Consider the following 16,861-nt stretch of genomic DNA (forward strand, 5'->3'; position numbering starts at 1 on the left):
GGTTCTTTACCTTGAACGCAGTGCTCCCGCAATTGATCGTGATCAAAGAGCCGATCAATCCGATGTGTTTCGCAGCGCAAGTGCTGCGGCTGCCGGGCCGATAACTGCAAAGAACAATGTCAATGCGATCAGAATGAGGAAGGGCGGCAGGAAAGGTGCCGGATCCTCCACGGCCGCATAGGTGGCGCTTACGCCGAAAATCAGCACCGGAATGGTCAACGGTAGGACAAGGATCGAGACCAGCAGCCCGCCGCGCGGAAGCGCGACGGCGACGGCCGCGCCGACGGCGCCAATGAAGGTGATCGCGGGCGAGCCGGCCAAGAGCGTCAGCATCGTCGCGCCGATCGCAATCTCGTTCATATTCATGAAGAGACCGAGGAACGGGGAGGCAATCACCAACGGCAGGCTCGTTGCCGTCCAGTGCGCGAAGCATTTAACGAGAACCGTCAGCACAAGCGGCGTTTCCTGCATCAGCATCAGGTCCAGCGAACCGTCGTCGCGTTCGGCTTGGAAAAGCCGGTCAAGACCGAGCAAAGCCGCAAGCAGCGCACCAATCCAGACGATCGCGGGGCCAATCCGCGAAAGCAGATTCAGGTCTGGCCCGACGCCGAACGGGATGACAGCGACGACGGTGAGGAAAAACAGCACGCCAACCAGCGCACTGCCGCTGGCGCGGATGGAAAGCTTCAGGTCGCGGAAGAAGAGGGCGGTCATATGCAGATGTCCCCTCGGATGGACGACCCCTCCCCAACCTGCCGCGTCGGCTGGCGTCTAAAGCAGGCCATTTCGGAATTAGCGAGGATACGATCCATATGAGCGGATGCCGTGTTGAAGCCCCTCGCCCTTGTGGGGAGGGGTTGGGGAGGGGTCTTGTTCGGGTGTGCCATAAGCTTCATCAACCCCAAACTCCTCGATCCACACCCGCAAACCCGGTCATCTTGAGTTCCCGGGCACTCTCCAGCCCGAGCGGCTGGTGGGTCGCGGCGAGAACGATGCCGCCCTTTCTGCGGTGGGCGTCGATGAGATCGGCAAACAAGCGGTCAGCGCTTGCGTCGAGCGCTGCGGTCGGTTCGTCGAGAATCCAGACCGGGCGGTAGGCGACGAGCAGCTTGGCGAAGGCAAAGCGGCGTTGCTGGCCGGCAGAGAGATAGCCGAAGGGAAGATGCGTAATGCCCGAGAGGCCGACGGCCCCGGCGGCGTCTTCGATCGATAATTCTGAAGCGCCGAGCGTGTCGCCGAGAAAATTTTGCCAGAAGGCGAGATTTTCTGAAACGGTCAGCTCGCTTTTCATCGCATTGCGGTGGCCGAGATAGTGGCTGACCTCGCGCGGATCCCGGTCCGTTTCACCACGCGAATCAGTGAATTCGACTGTGCCCCTTTCGGGCGTCAAAAGACCGGCCACGACACGCAGCAAAGTGGACTTTCCCGATCCGTTTTTCCCAGTCAAAACTAGCGCTTCGCCTGCGTCGAGACGAAAGGATACGTCTGTGAAAATCAGGTCTTCGCCCCGCCTGGCAGCGAGATTGGAGGCGTCGAGATGCATAGGTTTTCCGTTCGATAAGTTTTTGGTCACCGCGACGCAAAAAATGTCCCAAATGGGCCAAGCTCTCTCTGGCACCTTTCTTAGAAATTATCTATAAGAGCCGCAACCACGCCAGCGGCCGGCGTGAATTTCATCCTTGCGCCGAACATGGAGAACCTCTCCACGTGCGGACAGCGGAAATGGCCGTACCCGCATCCTGATGTGCATTAGTGCATAGGCGTCCGCACGACTGTGTTGGCTATCAGAACGGGGTCTCTCGTGTCTAAATCTCTTGACAGCTTCAATTGTCGTTCCACGCTTTCCGTGAGCGGGAAAGACTATGTCTATTACAGCCTGCCGAAGGCTGAGGCGAATGGTCTCAAGGGCGTGTCGAAGCTTCCCTATTCGATGAAGGTTCTGCTCGAGAACCTGCTGCGCTTCGAAGACGGCCAAACGGTCACCAAGGAGCACATCCTGGCCGTCGCCGAATGGCTGAACAACAAGGGCTCCGTCGAAAACGAAATCGCCTATCGGCCGGCACGCGTGCTGATGCAGGACTTCACCGGCGTTCCGGCTGTCGTCGACCTCGCCGCGATGCGCGACGCGATGGTCTCGCTCGGCGGCGATCCGGAAAAGATCAATCCGCTGGTTCCAGTCGACCTGGTCATCGACCATTCGGTCATCGTCGATGAATTCGGCACGCCGCAGGCCTTTGCGAAGAACGTCGAACTGGAATACCAGCGCAACGGCGAGCGCTACCGCTTCCTGAAGTGGGGCCAGCAGGCATTCAAGAACTTCCGCGTCGTTCCTCCCGGCACTGGCATCTGTCACCAGGTCAACCTCGAATATCTCGGCCAGACCGTCTGGACGAAGGAAGAGGATGGCGAGACGATTGCATACCCGGATACCTGCGTCGGTACGGACTCTCACACGACGATGATCAACGGCCTTGGCGTTCTCGGCTGGGGCGTCGGCGGTATCGAAGCGGAAGCCGCCATGCTCGGCCAGCCGGTCTCGATGCTCCTGCCGGAAGTCATCGGCTTCAAGCTCACCGGCAAGCTCAAGGAAGGCGTGACCGCGACTGACCTTGTTCTCACCGTCGTGCAGATGCTGCGCAAGAAGGGCGTCGTTTCGAAGTTTGTTGAGTTCTTCGGCCCGGGCATGGACAACATGCCGCTCGCAGACCGCGCAACGATCGGCAACATGGGTCCGGAATACGGCGCGACCTGCGGCTTCTTCCCGGTCGACGGCGAAACCATCAACTACCTCACCATGTCCGGCCGTACACATGACCGGATCGCGCTGGTCGAAGCCTATTCCAAGGCGCAAGGCATGTGGCGCGATGGCGATGGTTCCGATCTGGTCTTCACCGACACGCTGGAACTCGACCTCGGCGACGTCGTGCCGTCCATGGCAGGCCCGAAGCGCCCGGAAGGCCGCATCGCGCTCGAAGGCATCGCGTCCGGTTTCGCCACGTCGATGGACGCCGACTACAAGAAGCCCGGCCAGCTTTCAAACCGCTATGCGGTCGAAGGCACGGACTTCGATCTCGGCCATGGCGACGTTGCCATTGCCGCCATCACGTCCTGCACTAACACCTCCAACCCATCGGTGCTTATCGCTGCCGGCCTGCTTGCCCGCAACGCCGTTGCCAAGGGCCTGAAGACTAAGCCCTGGGTCAAGACCTCGCTGGCGCCTGGATCGCAGGTTGTTGGCGAATATCTTGCCAAGTCCGGCCTACAGGCCGAACTCGACAAGCTCGGCTTTAACCTCGTCGGCTTCGGCTGCACGACCTGCATCGGCAATTCCGGCCCGCTGCCGGCACCGATCTCGAAGACGATCAACGACAAGGGCCTTATCGTTTCGGGCGTGCTTTCGGGCAACCGCAACTTCGAAGGCCGTATCTCGCCGGACGTTCAAGCGAACTACCTGGCATCCCCGCCGCTCGTCGTCGCTTATGCGCTCGCCGGCACGGTCCAGAAGGACTTGACCAAGGAGCCGATCGGCGAGGACCAGAACGGCAAGCCGGTCTATCTCAAGGACATCTGGCCGACCGCGAAGGAGGTTCAGGAATTCATCCTGAAGTATGTCACCCGCGAACTCTACGAAACGAAATATGCGGATGTCTTCAAGGGCGATGAAAACTGGCAGGCCGTTCAGGTTCCTCCGGGCCAGACCTACGCCTGGGACGACGACTCAACCTATGTCCAGAACCCGCCTTATTTCGTCGGCATGGGCAAGAAGGGCAGCGGTACCTCGGATATCAAGGGTGCCCGCATCCTCGGTCTCTTCGGGGACAAGATCACCACCGATCACATTTCCCCGGCCGGTTCGATCAAGGCTGCGTCGCCGGCCGGTTCTTATCTGCTCGAGCACAATGTCGGGGTCGCGGACTTCAATCAATACGGCACGCGGCGCGGCAATCATGAAGTGATGATGCGCGGCACCTTCGCCAACATCCGCATCCGCAACCACATGCTCGGCCCGAACGGCAAGGAAGGCGGCTACACGATCCACTATCCATCGAAGGAAGAGGAATCGATCTACGACGCCGCCATGAAGTACAAGGCAGAGGGTGTCCCGCTGGTCATCTTCGCAGGTGTCGAATACGGCAACGGTTCGTCGCGTGACTGGGCGGCGAAGGGCACGAACCTGCTCGGTGTCAAGGCCGTTATCGCGCAGTCCTTCGAACGTATCCACCGCTCGAACCTGGTTGGTATGGGCGTCATCCCCTTCGTCTTCGAAGACGGTACGACTTGGCAGAGCCTTGGCCTCAAGGGTGACGAGACCGTTACCATCGAGGGCCTGGAAAACATCAAACCTCGCCAGAAGAAGATCGCCAAGATCACTTACGGCGACGGCACGGTAAAGGAAGTTCCGCTCCTGTCGCGCGTCGATACGCTTGATGAAGTGATCTACCTTAACAACGGCGGTATCCTGCAGACGGTTCTGCGCGATCTTGCTGCCTGATTGTTAAGAGGCATGGCATATAATGACCGCCGGAGAGCAATCTCCGGCGGTTTTCTTTGCGGGTTTCCATCTCACGCCGATGTGTTCCGGCGACGATGCCGGCGGGTGGCGTCTCACCCCTTCGTGACTTCCCGTTTGCGGCCGGAAGGATTATCTCTACCATCGTAAATCAGGGCCTGCGGTTTTCGGTCTGCTGCGTGTCTCTGGAAAAGAGGTTGGAATGTCGCCGCGTTTTGTGATCTCGCTGGTCGCCGGTATGGTGCTTACAGCGCCGCTTCATGCCGAGGATGGCAAGCCGAAAGGCGTCGTTGAACTTTTCACCTCGCAGGGATGCTCCTCTTGTCCCCCCGCCGATGCTGCCTTCCGGAAGCTTGTTAGCCAGGGCGATGTCATCGCGCTCGCCTATCATGTGGACTACTGGAATTATCTCGGGTGGACGGACACGTTCAGCTCGAAGGAAAACACCGAGCGCCAATATGGTTATGCGCGGATGATGGGCCGCAGCAATGTCTATACACCGCAGGTCATGGTGAACGGCCGCGATCACCTGACTGGCTCAGACCTTTCTGCTATCAACGGCAAGATCGATACATTTTCGACGGAAGGCAAAGGCTTGACCGTGCCCGTGGACGCGCAGATGCGCGGCGACGAGCTCGAGATAAAGATCGGCGCCGGCGAAGGAAAGGCCAATGTCGTTCTTGTCTATTTCGACAAGGAAAAGACGATTACCGTCGAAAAGGGCGAAAACAGCGGCAAGAAGATTTCCTATCTCAACAGCGTCAGCGATGTCGAAACGATTGGCATGTGGGACGGCAAGTCGGCAAACCTGACGCTGCCCGCAAGCGTTCTGCAGAAACCAGGACTCGAGGGGTGCGCCGTCCTGCTTCAGGCTGCGACAGCGGACGGCGATCCGGCCGCGATTCTCGGCGCAACAATCGTCATGGCAGGCAAGAATATCTGACCGGTTTCACCGCTTCGACGCGGATGGAAATGAGGCGGCCCGGCTGATCGTATTCGGGGCTGGGGTTAAGGTCGATACGCTCAGCCGGGCCCTTTGGCGCGCTGGCGCCAAATCAGTGAGCGAACTTCCCCCGGAAATGAGGCGCTGTTTTGACTGAAATGCGGCGCTTGGGAGATTGCATAGCATATGTTTAATGTGATGGTTGGCCGCACTTGCAATTTGATGTGGCTCGGGCAAACTGTCGTTCTCCTGTCATAAGCGGAGGCTTGGGAGACTGATGACAGATCAGCCGGATTTGCGGCATGGCGACGCCCGTTCCGCCAGTAGTAGTTCCTCGGTCGTCGTCGATTTAAAAGAGTACAAGCAAAGCAAGGATCCGCCGCCGGTGACGTTTCATCGCCGCGAGCTGGATGCGATTCTGTGGATCTACGGAAGGATGGTCGGCGAAGGCGAGTGGAAAGACTACGCCATCGACCATTTGAAGGAGAAGGCCATCTTCGCCGTGTTCAAACGTTCAGGCGAGATGCCGCTTTTCCGCATCGAGAAGGATCCGAGGCTTGCCACCAAGCAAGGCGCCTATTCGGTGGTCAATTCAAACGGCATGATCCTGAAGCGCGGCCATGACCTCCAGCAGGTGCTGAAAGTCTTCAACAAGGTGCTCAAACTCGTCGAGAAGTGACGGCATCAGCCCATGAACAGCGTGCCGGGATAGACCGACGGATTAGGATCGCTGTCTTTGCCATCGCCGAGCGGCCGCTGCATGATCATCGTGTCAAGCCAGCGCCCGTGTTTGTATCCGGTACCTTTCAGCAAACCCGTATCGTCAAAGCCCAACGTGCGATGAAGCGCGATCGAAGCAGGATGAGCGCCGCCAATGACGGCTACCATCTGGCGGAAGCCGAGTTCCGTGCAGCGTGAAATCAGCGCTGTGAGCAGTGCCCGACCGATGCCAAGGCCGCGCGCTGCAGGCACGAGATAGATTGAATCCTCCACGATCCAGCGATAGGCAGGTCGGGTGCGGAAGGCGGAGGCGTAGGCATAGCCAAGCAGGGTCCCATTCTCATCAACCGCAGCGACATAGGGATACCCGAGGTCGGTATTCGCGGAGAAGCGAGAGGCCATCTCGGATTCCGAAGGCGGGATGATCTCGTAGCTCGCGACGCCATTGAGGACTGATTCGCGATAGATCTCCGTGATTGCGGGGAGGTCGGAAGGAGTGGCGTCACGAAGGGAGAAGGGCATTGAGTCGGCCGACTATTGATGAATAGTCTTTAGAAAACACTCCATCGCTCAACGCGCAATAAAAAAGGCGGCCGGAGCCGCCTTTTCGGTGATGCTGTCCCCTTACCTGCGGTTACCGAGGAACTGCAGCAGGAACATGAAGAGGTTGATAAAGTCGAGATAGAGCGTCAGCGCGCCTATGATCGCCTTGCGGCCGGCGACGGCAACGTCATCGGCTTCGAAGTACATTTCCTTGATCCGCTGCGTATCGTAGGCTGTAAGGCCTGCGAAGATCAGAACGCCGATCACGGAGATCGCGAACTGCATCGCGGAAGAGGCCAGGAAAATGTTCACCACCGAGGCGATGATCAGACCGAAGAGGCCCATGATCAGGAACGAGCCCATCGCCGAGAGGTCACGTTTTGTCGAGTAACCGTAGAGCGACAGCGCGCCAAAGGAGGCGGCGGTGATGAAGAACGTTTGAACGACGCTCTGGCCCGTGTAGATCAGCAGGATTGACGACAGCGAAAGGCCGACGAGTGCGGCATAGACCCAGAAGGTCGTCTGGGCGGCGGCGACACTCATGCGGCCAATCCGGAAGCTCAGGAAAAACACCAGAGCCAACGGGGCAAGGATCACGACCCACTTCAGCGGGCTCACATAGATCGCCTGGCCGAAGGCGGTCAATTGACCGTCGGCAAAAGCGAGCTGGAATGACAGAAATGCCGCTACACCCGTGATCGCCAGACCCAGCGCCATCAGGTTGTAGACCTTGAGCATATAGGAGCGCAGTCCTTGGTCGATCATCTCGCCAGTTTGTGCGCGGCTTTGGTAGTTACGAAGGTCAGCCATAGTTTCCTCTTAAAAGCTCCGATGGAAATACGGTGTCGGGCTATACGACCCGGGCGCCGCTGCGGAGCTCCAGCATGCCTAGCGATAATATGAGCCTTTCGCCCGTTGCAAACAAGGCCCTTGCAACCCGCGATCGGGTTAAATCGCCGTAAGGTGAAGGGATTTTATCTGCCGCCGATTCAGAGTTCGCGTAAAACGGGTGCTGCCTTCTGGCCGAGAATGCGCCAAGTGCCGATCAGCCCGATGCCAACGGTCAGGACCAGAGCGGTGATCAGCGTAAGGCCAGCGACATCCGGCAGGAACGTCGAAGGTATCCGCATGATTCGGCTGACGATGAACCAGGCCGCGGCTCCGCCGGCGATCAATGCGAAGACCGCCGTTGCAATCCCTAGGATCAGATATTCGTAGCTGAAGGCGCGGATCAGCATCGCTCGCGTCGCGCCCAGCGTCTTGAGCACGACGGCATCGTGGGTTCGTGCCCGGTTGCCGGCGGCAAGCGCGCCGGCGAGTACCAGAATGGAGGAGATGAGCGCAACGGAGGCGGCCGCGCGGATTGCAGTCGCAAGCTGCGCGACCAGCGTGTTGACGATGTCGATCGCATCTTTGACACGGACGCTGGTGATCGTCGGGTAGGTATTGGTCACGGATTTGAGGATGGCTGCTTCCACGGCCGGCGTCGCCGAGGGATCGGTAAGCGTTGCCAACCATGCATGCGGAGCGCCACGGAAGGTATTGGGCGAGAAGACCATGACGAAATTGATCGACAGCGATTCCCACTCGACCTTCCGCAAGTTGGCAATTTTGGCAGTGAGGTTGCGGCCAAGCACATTGACAGTGACGGTATCGCCGATCTTCAGGCCGAGTTCTCTGGCTTCTTCCGAGGAGAAGGAGACAAGCGGCTCGCCCCCGTAGTCCTTCGGCCACCAGCTTCCCTCCGTCAGCGAGGAGTTTTCCGGCTTCGACTCTGAATAGGTGATGCCGCGATCGCCGCGCAGCACCCACTGGCCACCGGGCGGCACCTGGATCTTGGTCACGTCCCTTCCCGTTCAGCGCCAAGATACGGCCGCGCAGCATCGGCACTTCGACGAGTTTGCCTTCTGGTGCCTGCCGGTTGATCAGGCTGCGGAAGTTTTCGACCTCGGCACTTTGAATGTCGACGAAGAAGAAATTCGGTGCGCCATCGGCCATGCGTCCAGTCAATTGCCGGCGGAGGTTGCCGTCGATGAGCGTCAGGGTGACCAGCAGAGCGAGGCCGAGACCGAGCGAGAGGACGACGGACGGCGTCAGTGCGCCAGGGCGATGGATGTTGCCGATCGCAAGCCTCAGTGCCGGCGAATTGACGTGCGGGCTGCGCTTGGCAAGCCAGGCGATCAGTGCCGCAACAGCGCGCAAGATGACGAAGGCGAAGACGATCGCACAGACGAAGATGACGGCGATGTAGCGGTCATAGGCGGTAAGGATCGCAAGACTGGCAAGTGCTGCCATGAAAAGCGCGGCAAGCAGGATATAGGGCCACGAGGGCAGGCGGCGTGCCTCGAAACCCTGTTCGCGGAAGAGCGCGGTTGCCGGCACTTCGCGGGCATGGCCGAGCGGCATGATGGCGAAGGCGAGTGTCGTCAGGATGCCGAAGAGCGCTGCTATCAGCAGCGCGTCTGGATAGAGCGTCGGCTCGGTGGAGACCGGCAGGAATTGTGCGAGAAATTGCGCGGCGAGCATCGGCGACAGGATACCCAAGAGGAGGCCGATCAGGATGCCGGCGAAGGCGATGATCGCAATCTGGAAGAGATAAACGAGGACGACGACTGCGGCAGGTGCTCCGAGGCATTTGAATGTCGCGATCGTTGTGCGCTTCGCATCTAGGAAGGCCCGGACGGCGTTAGCGACGCCCACGCCGCCGACGATCAGTGCGGTGAGGCCGACGAGCGTGAGGAATTGCGAGAAGCGGGTAATGTTTTCGGTGAGCGAGGGTGCCGCGCGGTCGCTCGTTCGGATCGACCAGCCCGCCGATGGTAACTCCGTGGTGGCGCGGTCGCGCACGCTGCCGCGCTCGGAGGGGTCGTCGAGCTTGATCTTGTAGACATGCTCGACAAGGCTGCCGGTCTGGATGAGCCCGGAGGCAGCCAGAGCTTGCCGGCTGACCACCAGACGCGGCGCAAAACCGAAACCTTCTGAGAGCGCATCTGGCTCTGTCTTAACGGTGCCGGTGATGCTGAGCGTCGCGTTTCCGAGCAGGATCTCGTCGCCGACCGCAAGACCGAGGCGCTCCAGCAGCAGGGGTGCTGCAACGGCGCCATAGGTTCCGTTCTGATCGGAGAGCAGAGCGGAAAGGGTGTAATCCGGTTCGGCAATGAATCTGCCATAGAGCGGATAGGCGTTATCCACCGCCTTGACCTCGACCAGCGCCTGATCGGAGCCATCCGGCTTTCGTGCCATGGAGCGAAGGCCGGTCGAGGCGGAAACCTGGCCAAGGCCCCGGAGGAAACCCATCTCCTGCTGGGTCGCCTCGCGATTATTCAGTTCGAAACGGACATCGCCGGCGAGCAGTTCCTGGCCCTGGGATGCGATTGTGTCGGTGATCGATTGCGAGACGGAATTGACGGCGGCGATCGCGCCGGTGCCGAGCGCGATGCAGGCAAGGAAAATATAGAAGCCCCTGAGGCCGCCGCGAAGCTCGCGAAGGGCAAGACGGAAGGCGAGCGCGACGCGGGGTGTGACGAGCTTCATGCGATGGCTGCTTCGGAACGCCGGTCGGCAGTATCGCCTTCGATCTGGCCGGAACGGACTTTGATCTGCCGCGAGCATCGGTTGGCGAGCGACACGTCATGCGTGACGAGCAGCAGAGTCATGCCGCGCTCGGCCTGCTTGGAAAACAGCAGATCGGCGATCTGGCGGCCGGTATCGGTGTCGAGATTACCGGTCGGTTCGTCGGCGATGAGGAGGGCGGGCGAAGGCGCAAGCGCGCGGGCGATGGCGACGCGCTGCTGTTCGCCGCCGGAAAGCTGGCCCGGATAGTGGCTCAGCCGCTCGCCGAGGCCGACCGACATCAGCTCGCGCCGGGCGATTTCGAAAGGGTTCGGCACGTTTGCGAGCTCAAGTGGTACTGCGACGTTTTCAAGGGCCGTCATATTGGCGATCAGATGGAACGACTGGAAGACGATGCCGATATTGCGGCCGCGGAAATCAGCGACCTGGTCTTCGCTGAGAGCGTGCAGGGGTGTCTCGTTGATGTGGATCTCGCCGCTATCGAGTTTCTCGAGACCGGCGAGGACCATCAGCAATGTGGACTTGCCGGAACCGGAGGGGCCAACGATACCAACCGACTCGCCGGCGGCGACCGAAAGGTCGATGCCTTTCAATACATGCACGGAGGCTGCAGCATTGCCCAGCGTCAAATCTGCCTGCTTGAGCTTGATGATGGTTTTTGCCAACAGAAAATCGCCCTATATGAATTGCAAAGACTTTGCCAATCTAGGGAAAGCCGCATGAGATTTAAAGTTGTCGCGCTTCACATCGCTGTCATTGCCGTTTCGTTGATTTTCGGGACCAGTGCAAATTCCACGACCATCAACCTTGTCGGCTTCGGCGACAGCCTGATGGCAGGCTACGAACTGCCGCCAGGCGACGGCTTCCCGGAGAAGCTGCAAGCGGCCTTGAAAGCCAAAGGCGTCGATGTTTCGATCGCCAATGCGGGCGTTTCCGGCGACACGACGGCAGGCGGGCTGGCGCGAATCGACTGGTCTGTCCCGGATGGCACAAACGGCGTCATTTTGGAGCTTGGTGCCAACGACGCGTTGCGCGGCATTGCCCCGGAAGAGAGCGAAAAGAATCTCGATGCGATAATTGCCCGGCTAAAGGGTCGCGGCATCGCGGTGCTGCTTGTGGGTATGATGGCGCCGCCGAACATGGGGGCGGATTATGCCGCGCGGTTCAATCCGATCTACCAAAAACTCGCGGAAAAACATAAGGTTCCGCACTATGCCTTCTTCCTTGACGGGGTCGTCACGGACGCCAGTTTAAAGCTTGAGGATGGAATGCATCCGAACGCGAAGGGCATTGATGTGATGGTCCAGAAGATGGAACCAGCTGTCACGGAATTCATCGGGACGATTTCTACTGTGAAGAAATAAGGGCTTGCGCGGGTCTCGAATGCGTGATTCCGTGTGAGCACCTGCAAAAGATTCGGGGAGTGCTCGTTATGCCGAGACTGTTTACCGCCCTCGAAATTCCGCGCAATGCGGCGATGAGCCTTTCATTGCTGCGCGGTGGTCTTCCCGGTGCTAGATGGATCGATGTCGAGAATTACCATATCACGCTGCGTTTCATCGGCGATGTCGATGGACGTACTGCGGACGAGATCGTCGAGCGCTTGGACCGGATCGACCGGCCCGAATTTCAGATACGCCTTGACGGCATCGGCTCCTTCGGCTCGAAGAAGCCCCATTCCGTTTGGGCGGGCGTTTCGCCTTTGCCGGAGATGTATGCCCTGCAGGCTGAAATCGAACGTATATGCCAGAGGATCGGCCTGCCGCCGGATCCCCGCAAATTTACGCCGCATGTGACGCTGGCGCGGCTGAAGTCCTCGCGCGTCGATGACGTCGTCCACTATCTTTCCAGTCGAGGCAACTTCCAGACGTCATCCTTCACGGTTCCACGCTTCGTGCTGCTTTCTTCGCGGGAGTCGGTCGGCGGCGGTCCCTATCTGACGGAAGAAGTCTTCCCGCTGAGCGAGGCTTGGTCCGCGCCGAGCTTATCGACCAGCGCGATGCAGCCGGTCAAAAGCCTCGTATAGATCAGTTCAAAGCCTTCCGGGCCGCCGTAGTAGGGGTCCGGGATATCCTCGCCGGTCTGAAGCGCGGCGTCGCCGAAAAGCATTATGTTGCCTGCGCCCGGCGCCATCGCGCGAAGCTCGGCAATATTGGCGCGGTCCATTGCGAGGACAAGATCGAATTCCTCGAAATCGTCAGGGCGGATATGGCGGGCACGCTGCTCTGTAATGTCAATACCGTGGGCTCGTGCGATTGCGATCGAGCGCCTATCAGGCTGTTTGCCTTGATGCCAGCCGCCGGTACCTGCCGAATCAATCTTGAAACGATCGGCAAGACCGGCTTCTCTTGCAGTACGCGCAAGGATGCCTTCGGCGAGCGGAGAGCGGCAGATGTTGCCCATGCAAACAAAGAGAATGCTGACGCGTTTCATGAAGGGACCTGACGGAACAGATGGGAGAACAATGACATGAAACAGGAGAAACTGGAACGGAGTGCGATCAACGGCCAGCTTGCCGGATTGACGGGCTGGTCCCTGGATGATGGTGCAGCATCGATCTCCAAAACCTTCAAATTCGCAAGCTTCGTTGAAGCCTTCGGTTTCATGACGAAGGCGGCGCTTGTGGCAGAAAAGCTCAACCACCATCCGGAATGGTTCAATGTCTATTCCAGGGTTGAGGTGAAGCTGAACACGCATGATGCGGGCGGCCTGACCGAACTCGACTTCAAGCTTGCCAAGGCGATGGACAAGGCTGCCGGACAGATTGATTGAATATGCCGAAGCCATCACCATATCTTCGCATGCACGAAAAGGGAAAACGGAATGGACGACGTCAAGTTCGGTGAGATCCTGCTCCCCGGGGACGAAGATACCCAGAGCAGGCGGGAAAAGGCTGTGCGGAAAAAGTTCTGGCCGACCTTCAAGCGGGCAGTGCGGCAAATTCCGTTTTCACGCGATCTGGTGGCGGGCTTCTATTGCGCGCTCGATCCCGAGACGCCGGCGCGTGTACGCGGCATCATGCTTGCTGCGCTAGCGTATTTCATCCTGCCTCTGGACATGATTCCGGACATTTTCGCCCTAGTCGGCTTTTCGGACGATATTGCCGTGCTCTCCGCAGCGTTTGCGATGGTCAGCAGCCATGTGAAAGCGAAGCATTACGAGCGGGCGGATCGTGCGCTTGCCGATCAGCCGGAAGGCATGAAAACGATCTAGGCCGTTTCGGCTTCCAGCACCTGTGCTCAGGCAATTCTTTGATAAATTTCCAATGCCTTAATGGTCCTGCAGCGGAATTCCGGAAGGTCAAACTCTTGCCTGAATCTTTATGTCTTAAATCTCCTCGAAGGGATGGCATCACGCCATCAGGGCAGAATATCGTCGCGGGGCGCAATCGCGTTATACGTTGACACTCAGGCCGGAATGACACACGTGGCGACAATTCGTAGGCTCCGTTGACGCTTTGGTAACCTGAATCAAGTCAAAATAAAGCAGATCGTGACGAAGACGCCGCTCGCTCCGACAGGGCGCTGAATCGTAAGAACCGGCAGGAAATCCATGTTTGTAAAAAGTATCGTATCCGCTCTCGCACTCGTTCTGATCACGGCCGGAACTGCAGGAGCGCAGCAGACTGCTGCTGCGCCCACGCGCATCCAGCAATTCCAGGCTTGGGGTGCCTATTCCTACAAGCAGGGCAATGGCAATGTTTGCTACGTGCTGTCCGTGCCGACCGAAAAGAAACCGGCTGGCATCGACCACGGCGACAACTTCTTCATCGTCTCGCAGCGTCCCGGCCAGAACATCTCCTACGAGCCGCAGGCCATGATGGGCTACACGGTCAAGGAAGGCTCGAAGATAGAAGTCGTCATCGATAGCAAGACCTTCGTTATGTTCACCAAGGATAAGGCCGGCTGGGTCGAGAATGCGGCGCAGGAACCGGCGCTTGTGGCAGCCATGAAGGGCGGTAAGTCGATGACTGTCAATGCGATGTCTCGCCGAGGCACCGCCACATCCTACAGCTACTCGCTCTCCGGCATCTCTGCTTCGCTGAAGCAGATCGAAGCCTGCAAGTAAGCCCCGTTGCGCGATCTTGAAGTTCAAGGCCGGCCCTTGCGCCGGCCTTTGCCGTTTGCCATCTATAGTGACGCGCGGCGAAAATGATGATAAAGCCGCGCGCAACTGCGGAAGATCGCGGCATAGCCGCTCCGCTAATCAATTTTCTGTGAACTGCCGATGCCGCCCGCGAAGTCTTCCGGCTTACCGGGGTGAGTGCAGTTTGATTTCGGGATAAGGGACCATGTCCGTCATGGATGCCGTGACCATCACCAAGCCTGCCGCGCAGCCGCGCACGGAGCTTTCGCCGAAGCCGTCGCTGATCGGCTTGAGCCGCGGGGAAATGGGCCAAGCGCTTAGCGAGAAGGGCGTTGCCGACAAGCAGATCAAGATGCGCGTCAGCCAGTTGTGGAACTGGATCTATGTGCGCGGCATCTCCGATTTCGATCAGATGGTGAATATCGCCAAGGACATGCGCGAGATGCTGAAGCAGCATTTCACGATCGCGCGTCCAGAGATTGTCGAAGAGCAGGTTTCCAATGACGGCACACGCAAATGGCTGCTGCGCTTTCCGCCCCGCGGCGCCGGACGGCCCGTCGAGGTCGAGACGGTGTACATCCCGGAAGAGGGCCGCGGCACGCTCTGCATCTCCAGCCAGGTGGGCTGTACGCTCACCTGTTCCTTCTGTCATACCGGCACGCAGCGGCTGGTACGCAACCTGACAGCGGAAGAAATCCTCTCGCAGCTCCTGCTTGCCCGCGACCGGCTTGGCGATTTCCCGGACCGCGACGTTCCGGTCGGCGCCGTCGTGCCGTCGGAAGGCCGCAAGGTGAGCAACATCGTCATGATGGGCATGGGTGAGCCGCTCTACAATTTCGATGCAGTGAAGCAGGCCTTGCTGATCGCCACGGACGGCGACGGGCTTTCACTTTCGAAGCGCCGCGTCACGCTTTCCACCTCCGGCGTCGTGCCCGAGATTTTCCGCACCGGAGACGAGATTGGCGTCATGCTGGCGATCTCGCTGCATGCCGTGCGCGACGACCTGCGCGACATCCTGGTGCCGATCAACAAGAAGTATCCGCTGAAGGAATTGATCGACGCGTGCCGTGCTTATCCGGGCCTCTCCAACGCGCGTCGCATCACCTTCGAATATGTGATGCTGAAGGACGTCAACGACAGTCTGGAAGATGCCAAGGGGCTGATCCAGCTCTTGAAGGGCGTGCCTGCCAAGATCAACCTGATCCCGTTCAATCCCTGGCCTGGCACGAATTATCAGTGTTCTGACTGGGCGCAGATCGAGAAGTTTGCCGATTTCATCAATTCGGCGGGCTACGCGTCGCCGATCCGCACGCCACGCGGCCGCGACATCCTTGCCGCATGCGGCCAGCTTAAGTCGGAATCCGAGCGCATGCGCAAGACCGAGCGCCTGGCCTTCGAGGCGATGATGATCGCCAATCACGGCGCCGATGACTGATCAGCAAGTTTGATCCTTGCAGCAGTTCTTTGCGATTGATTGCGGCGTGCGGTTTTCTTAGAAGCCTTTCATCACCGATGGAGGACTCTCATGCGTTTGATCTCGCTCGCCGTCGCGGCGACTCTTGCCCTTACCTTGCCCGCCAAGGCTGACGACGTCACGGTCGCCGTGACCGCTATCGTCGAGCACCCGGCGCTTGATGCCGTGCGCAAGGGCGTCCAGGATACGCTTGCGGCGGCAGGCTACAAGGAAGGCGAGAACCTCACATTCCTCTTTGAATCCGCACAGGGAAATCCTGCTACGGCAGCGCAGATCGCCCGTCAGTTCGCAGGCGAGGATCCGAACATCATTGTGCCGATCTCCACGCCGTCGGCGCAGGCCGTGGTTTCCGCGACCCGCGACATTCCGGTGGTCTTCACCGCCGTTTCCGATCCGCTCGGCGCGCAGCTCGTCAAGGATATGGACAAGCCTGGCGGCAATGTCACCGGCCTTTCCGATATGTCGCCGGTTGCCGAGCACGTCGCGCTGATCAAGGAAATCCTGCCGGAGGCCAAGACGATTGGCTACCTCTACAATTCCGGGGAAGCGAATTCGGTGTCGCTGCTTGCAGTCCTGAAGGGTGAAGCGGAGAAGGCCGGCATGAGCGTCGTTGAATCGGCGGCAACCAAGTCTGCGGAGGTGCAGGGTGCAGCTCGCTCGCTCGTCGGCCGTGCCGATATGATCTACGTGCCGACGGACAACACGATCATCTCGGCGCTGGAAGGCGCAGTTGCGGTCGCCGCAGAAAGCAAGCTGCCGCTCTTTACGGCGGATACCGATTCCGTCTCACGCGGCTCCGTCGCGGCACTCGGGTTCAACTATTACGACGTTGGCAAGCAGACCGGCGATGTCGTGGTCCGTGTCCTGAAGGGCGAAAATCCGGGTGATATCCCGGTCAAGGTCGCCGCCGGCAGCGATCTCGTCATCAACAAGGCCGCGGCTCAGAAAATGGGCGTTACGCTTCCAGAAAGCGTTCTCAAGCGGGCCAATCGTGTCATCGAATAACAAGCAG

At 59.3% G+C, this 16,861-nt stretch carries 16 protein-coding genes and 1 pseudogene; 10 read left to right on the forward strand and 7 right to left on the reverse strand.

Features of this window, described 5'->3' with window-relative positions:
• Positions 1-54: 54 nt before the first annotated feature.
• Both ccmB and ccmA read right to left on the reverse strand, forming a co-directional pair.
• The gene (gene ccmB / locus ACZ9BX_RS16945) at positions 55-714 is read right to left on the reverse strand and encodes a heme exporter protein CcmB (protein ID WP_027511761.1); all 660 of its coding nucleotides are present in this window, start codon (positions 712-714) and stop codon (positions 55-57) included.
• 181 nt (positions 715-895) lie between these two features.
• Entirely contained in the window at positions 896-1,543 is a 648-nt protein-coding gene (gene ccmA, locus ACZ9BX_RS16950; protein ID WP_476219041.1) for a heme ABC exporter ATP-binding protein CcmA, read from the reverse strand.
• A 258-nt stretch (positions 1,544-1,801) separates the two neighbouring features.
• On the opposite strand from ccmA, the gene acnA reads away from it, so the two are divergent.
• The 3 genes from acnA (at position 1,802) to ACZ9BX_RS16965 (ending at position 6,132) form a co-directional block, all read left to right on the forward strand.
• Positions 1,802-4,492 carry an aconitate hydratase AcnA gene (acnA, locus tag ACZ9BX_RS16955; protein ID WP_476219043.1) on the forward strand — a complete coding sequence of 897 codons (2,691 nt, stop codon included), beginning with the start codon at positions 1,802-1,804 and terminating at the stop codon, positions 4,490-4,492.
• Between the two features lie 220 nt (positions 4,493-4,712).
• Positions 4,713-5,453 (forward strand): DUF1223 domain-containing protein, encoded by a 741-nt coding sequence (locus ACZ9BX_RS16960; RefSeq protein WP_132562366.1) that lies wholly within the window; start codon positions 4,713-4,715, stop codon positions 5,451-5,453.
• A 277-nt stretch (positions 5,454-5,730) separates the two neighbouring features.
• Positions 5,731-6,132 (forward strand): DUF2794 domain-containing protein, encoded by a 402-nt coding sequence (locus ACZ9BX_RS16965; protein WP_132562368.1) that lies wholly within the window; start codon positions 5,731-5,733, stop codon positions 6,130-6,132.
• A 5-nt stretch (positions 6,133-6,137) separates the two neighbouring features.
• Here ACZ9BX_RS16965 and ACZ9BX_RS16970 read toward each other — a convergent pair whose 3' ends face one another.
• From ACZ9BX_RS16970 to ACZ9BX_RS16985, 4 genes and pseudogenes are all read right to left on the reverse strand, one after another.
• Positions 6,138-6,695 carry an N-acetyltransferase family protein gene (locus tag ACZ9BX_RS16970; RefSeq protein WP_476219045.1) on the reverse strand — a complete coding sequence of 186 codons (558 nt, stop codon included), beginning with the start codon at positions 6,693-6,695 and terminating at the stop codon, positions 6,138-6,140.
• 102 nt (positions 6,696-6,797) lie between these two features.
• A complete protein-coding gene (locus ACZ9BX_RS16975; RefSeq protein ID WP_476219047.1) occupies positions 6,798-7,526 on the reverse strand; it encodes a Bax inhibitor-1/YccA family protein in 729 nt (242 codons plus the stop codon).
• A 179-nt stretch (positions 7,527-7,705) separates the two neighbouring features.
• A pseudogene (locus tag ACZ9BX_RS16980) lies at positions 7,706-10,250 on the reverse strand (ABC transporter permease).
• Complete coding sequence (locus tag ACZ9BX_RS16985; protein WP_476219048.1) at positions 10,247-10,954, reverse strand: ABC transporter ATP-binding protein; 708 nt, start codon at positions 10,952-10,954, stop codon at positions 10,247-10,249. Before ACZ9BX_RS16985 ends, ACZ9BX_RS16980 begins: the two are co-directional and overlap by 4 nt.
• Before the next feature lie 54 nt (positions 10,955-11,008).
• Between ACZ9BX_RS16985 and ACZ9BX_RS16990 the strand changes: the two genes are divergently transcribed.
• Positions 11,009-11,653 (forward strand): arylesterase, encoded by a 645-nt coding sequence (locus ACZ9BX_RS16990; protein WP_476219050.1) that lies wholly within the window; start codon positions 11,009-11,011, stop codon positions 11,651-11,653.
• Between the two features lie 68 nt (positions 11,654-11,721).
• Positions 11,722-12,315, forward strand: a complete 594-nt coding sequence (gene thpR, locus ACZ9BX_RS16995) for an RNA 2',3'-cyclic phosphodiesterase (RefSeq protein ID WP_476219052.1) — start codon at positions 11,722-11,724, stop codon at positions 12,313-12,315.
• Here the strand turns inward: thpR and ACZ9BX_RS17000 are convergent.
• Positions 12,222-12,722 (reverse strand): low molecular weight protein-tyrosine-phosphatase, encoded by a 501-nt coding sequence (locus ACZ9BX_RS17000; protein ID WP_476219054.1) that lies wholly within the window; start codon positions 12,720-12,722, stop codon positions 12,222-12,224. The two genes, thpR and ACZ9BX_RS17000, sit on opposite strands and share 94 nt — an antisense overlap.
• Before the next feature lie 36 nt (positions 12,723-12,758).
• Between ACZ9BX_RS17000 and ACZ9BX_RS17005 the strand changes: the two genes are divergently transcribed.
• The 5 genes from ACZ9BX_RS17005 (at position 12,759) to ACZ9BX_RS17025 (ending at position 16,854) form a co-directional block, all read left to right on the forward strand.
• Positions 12,759-13,061 (forward strand): 4a-hydroxytetrahydrobiopterin dehydratase, encoded by a 303-nt coding sequence (locus ACZ9BX_RS17005; protein ID WP_027511749.1) that lies wholly within the window; start codon positions 12,759-12,761, stop codon positions 13,059-13,061.
• Between the two features lie 51 nt (positions 13,062-13,112).
• On the forward strand, positions 13,113-13,502 hold the full coding sequence (locus tag ACZ9BX_RS17010) for a YkvA family protein (RefSeq protein WP_476219056.1): 390 nt from the start codon (positions 13,113-13,115) through the stop codon (positions 13,500-13,502).
• A gap of 339 nt (positions 13,503-13,841) precedes the next feature.
• On the forward strand, positions 13,842-14,357 hold the full coding sequence (locus ACZ9BX_RS17015; protein ID WP_476219058.1) for an invasion associated locus B family protein: 516 nt from the start codon (positions 13,842-13,844) through the stop codon (positions 14,355-14,357).
• Positions 14,358-14,580: 223 nt separating this feature from the next.
• A complete protein-coding gene (gene rlmN, locus ACZ9BX_RS17020) occupies positions 14,581-15,810 on the forward strand; it encodes a dual-specificity RNA methyltransferase RlmN (RefSeq protein ID WP_476219060.1) in 1,230 nt (409 codons plus the stop codon).
• Positions 15,811-15,900: 90 nt separating this feature from the next.
• Positions 15,901-16,854: an ABC transporter substrate-binding protein gene (locus ACZ9BX_RS17025; RefSeq protein WP_476219062.1), complete on the forward strand. Its 954-nt coding sequence runs from the start codon at positions 15,901-15,903 to the stop codon at positions 16,852-16,854.
• Positions 16,855-16,861: the final 7 nt, after the last annotated feature.

It is taken from the genome of Rhizobium sp. USDA 3886 (assembly GCF_056279785.1).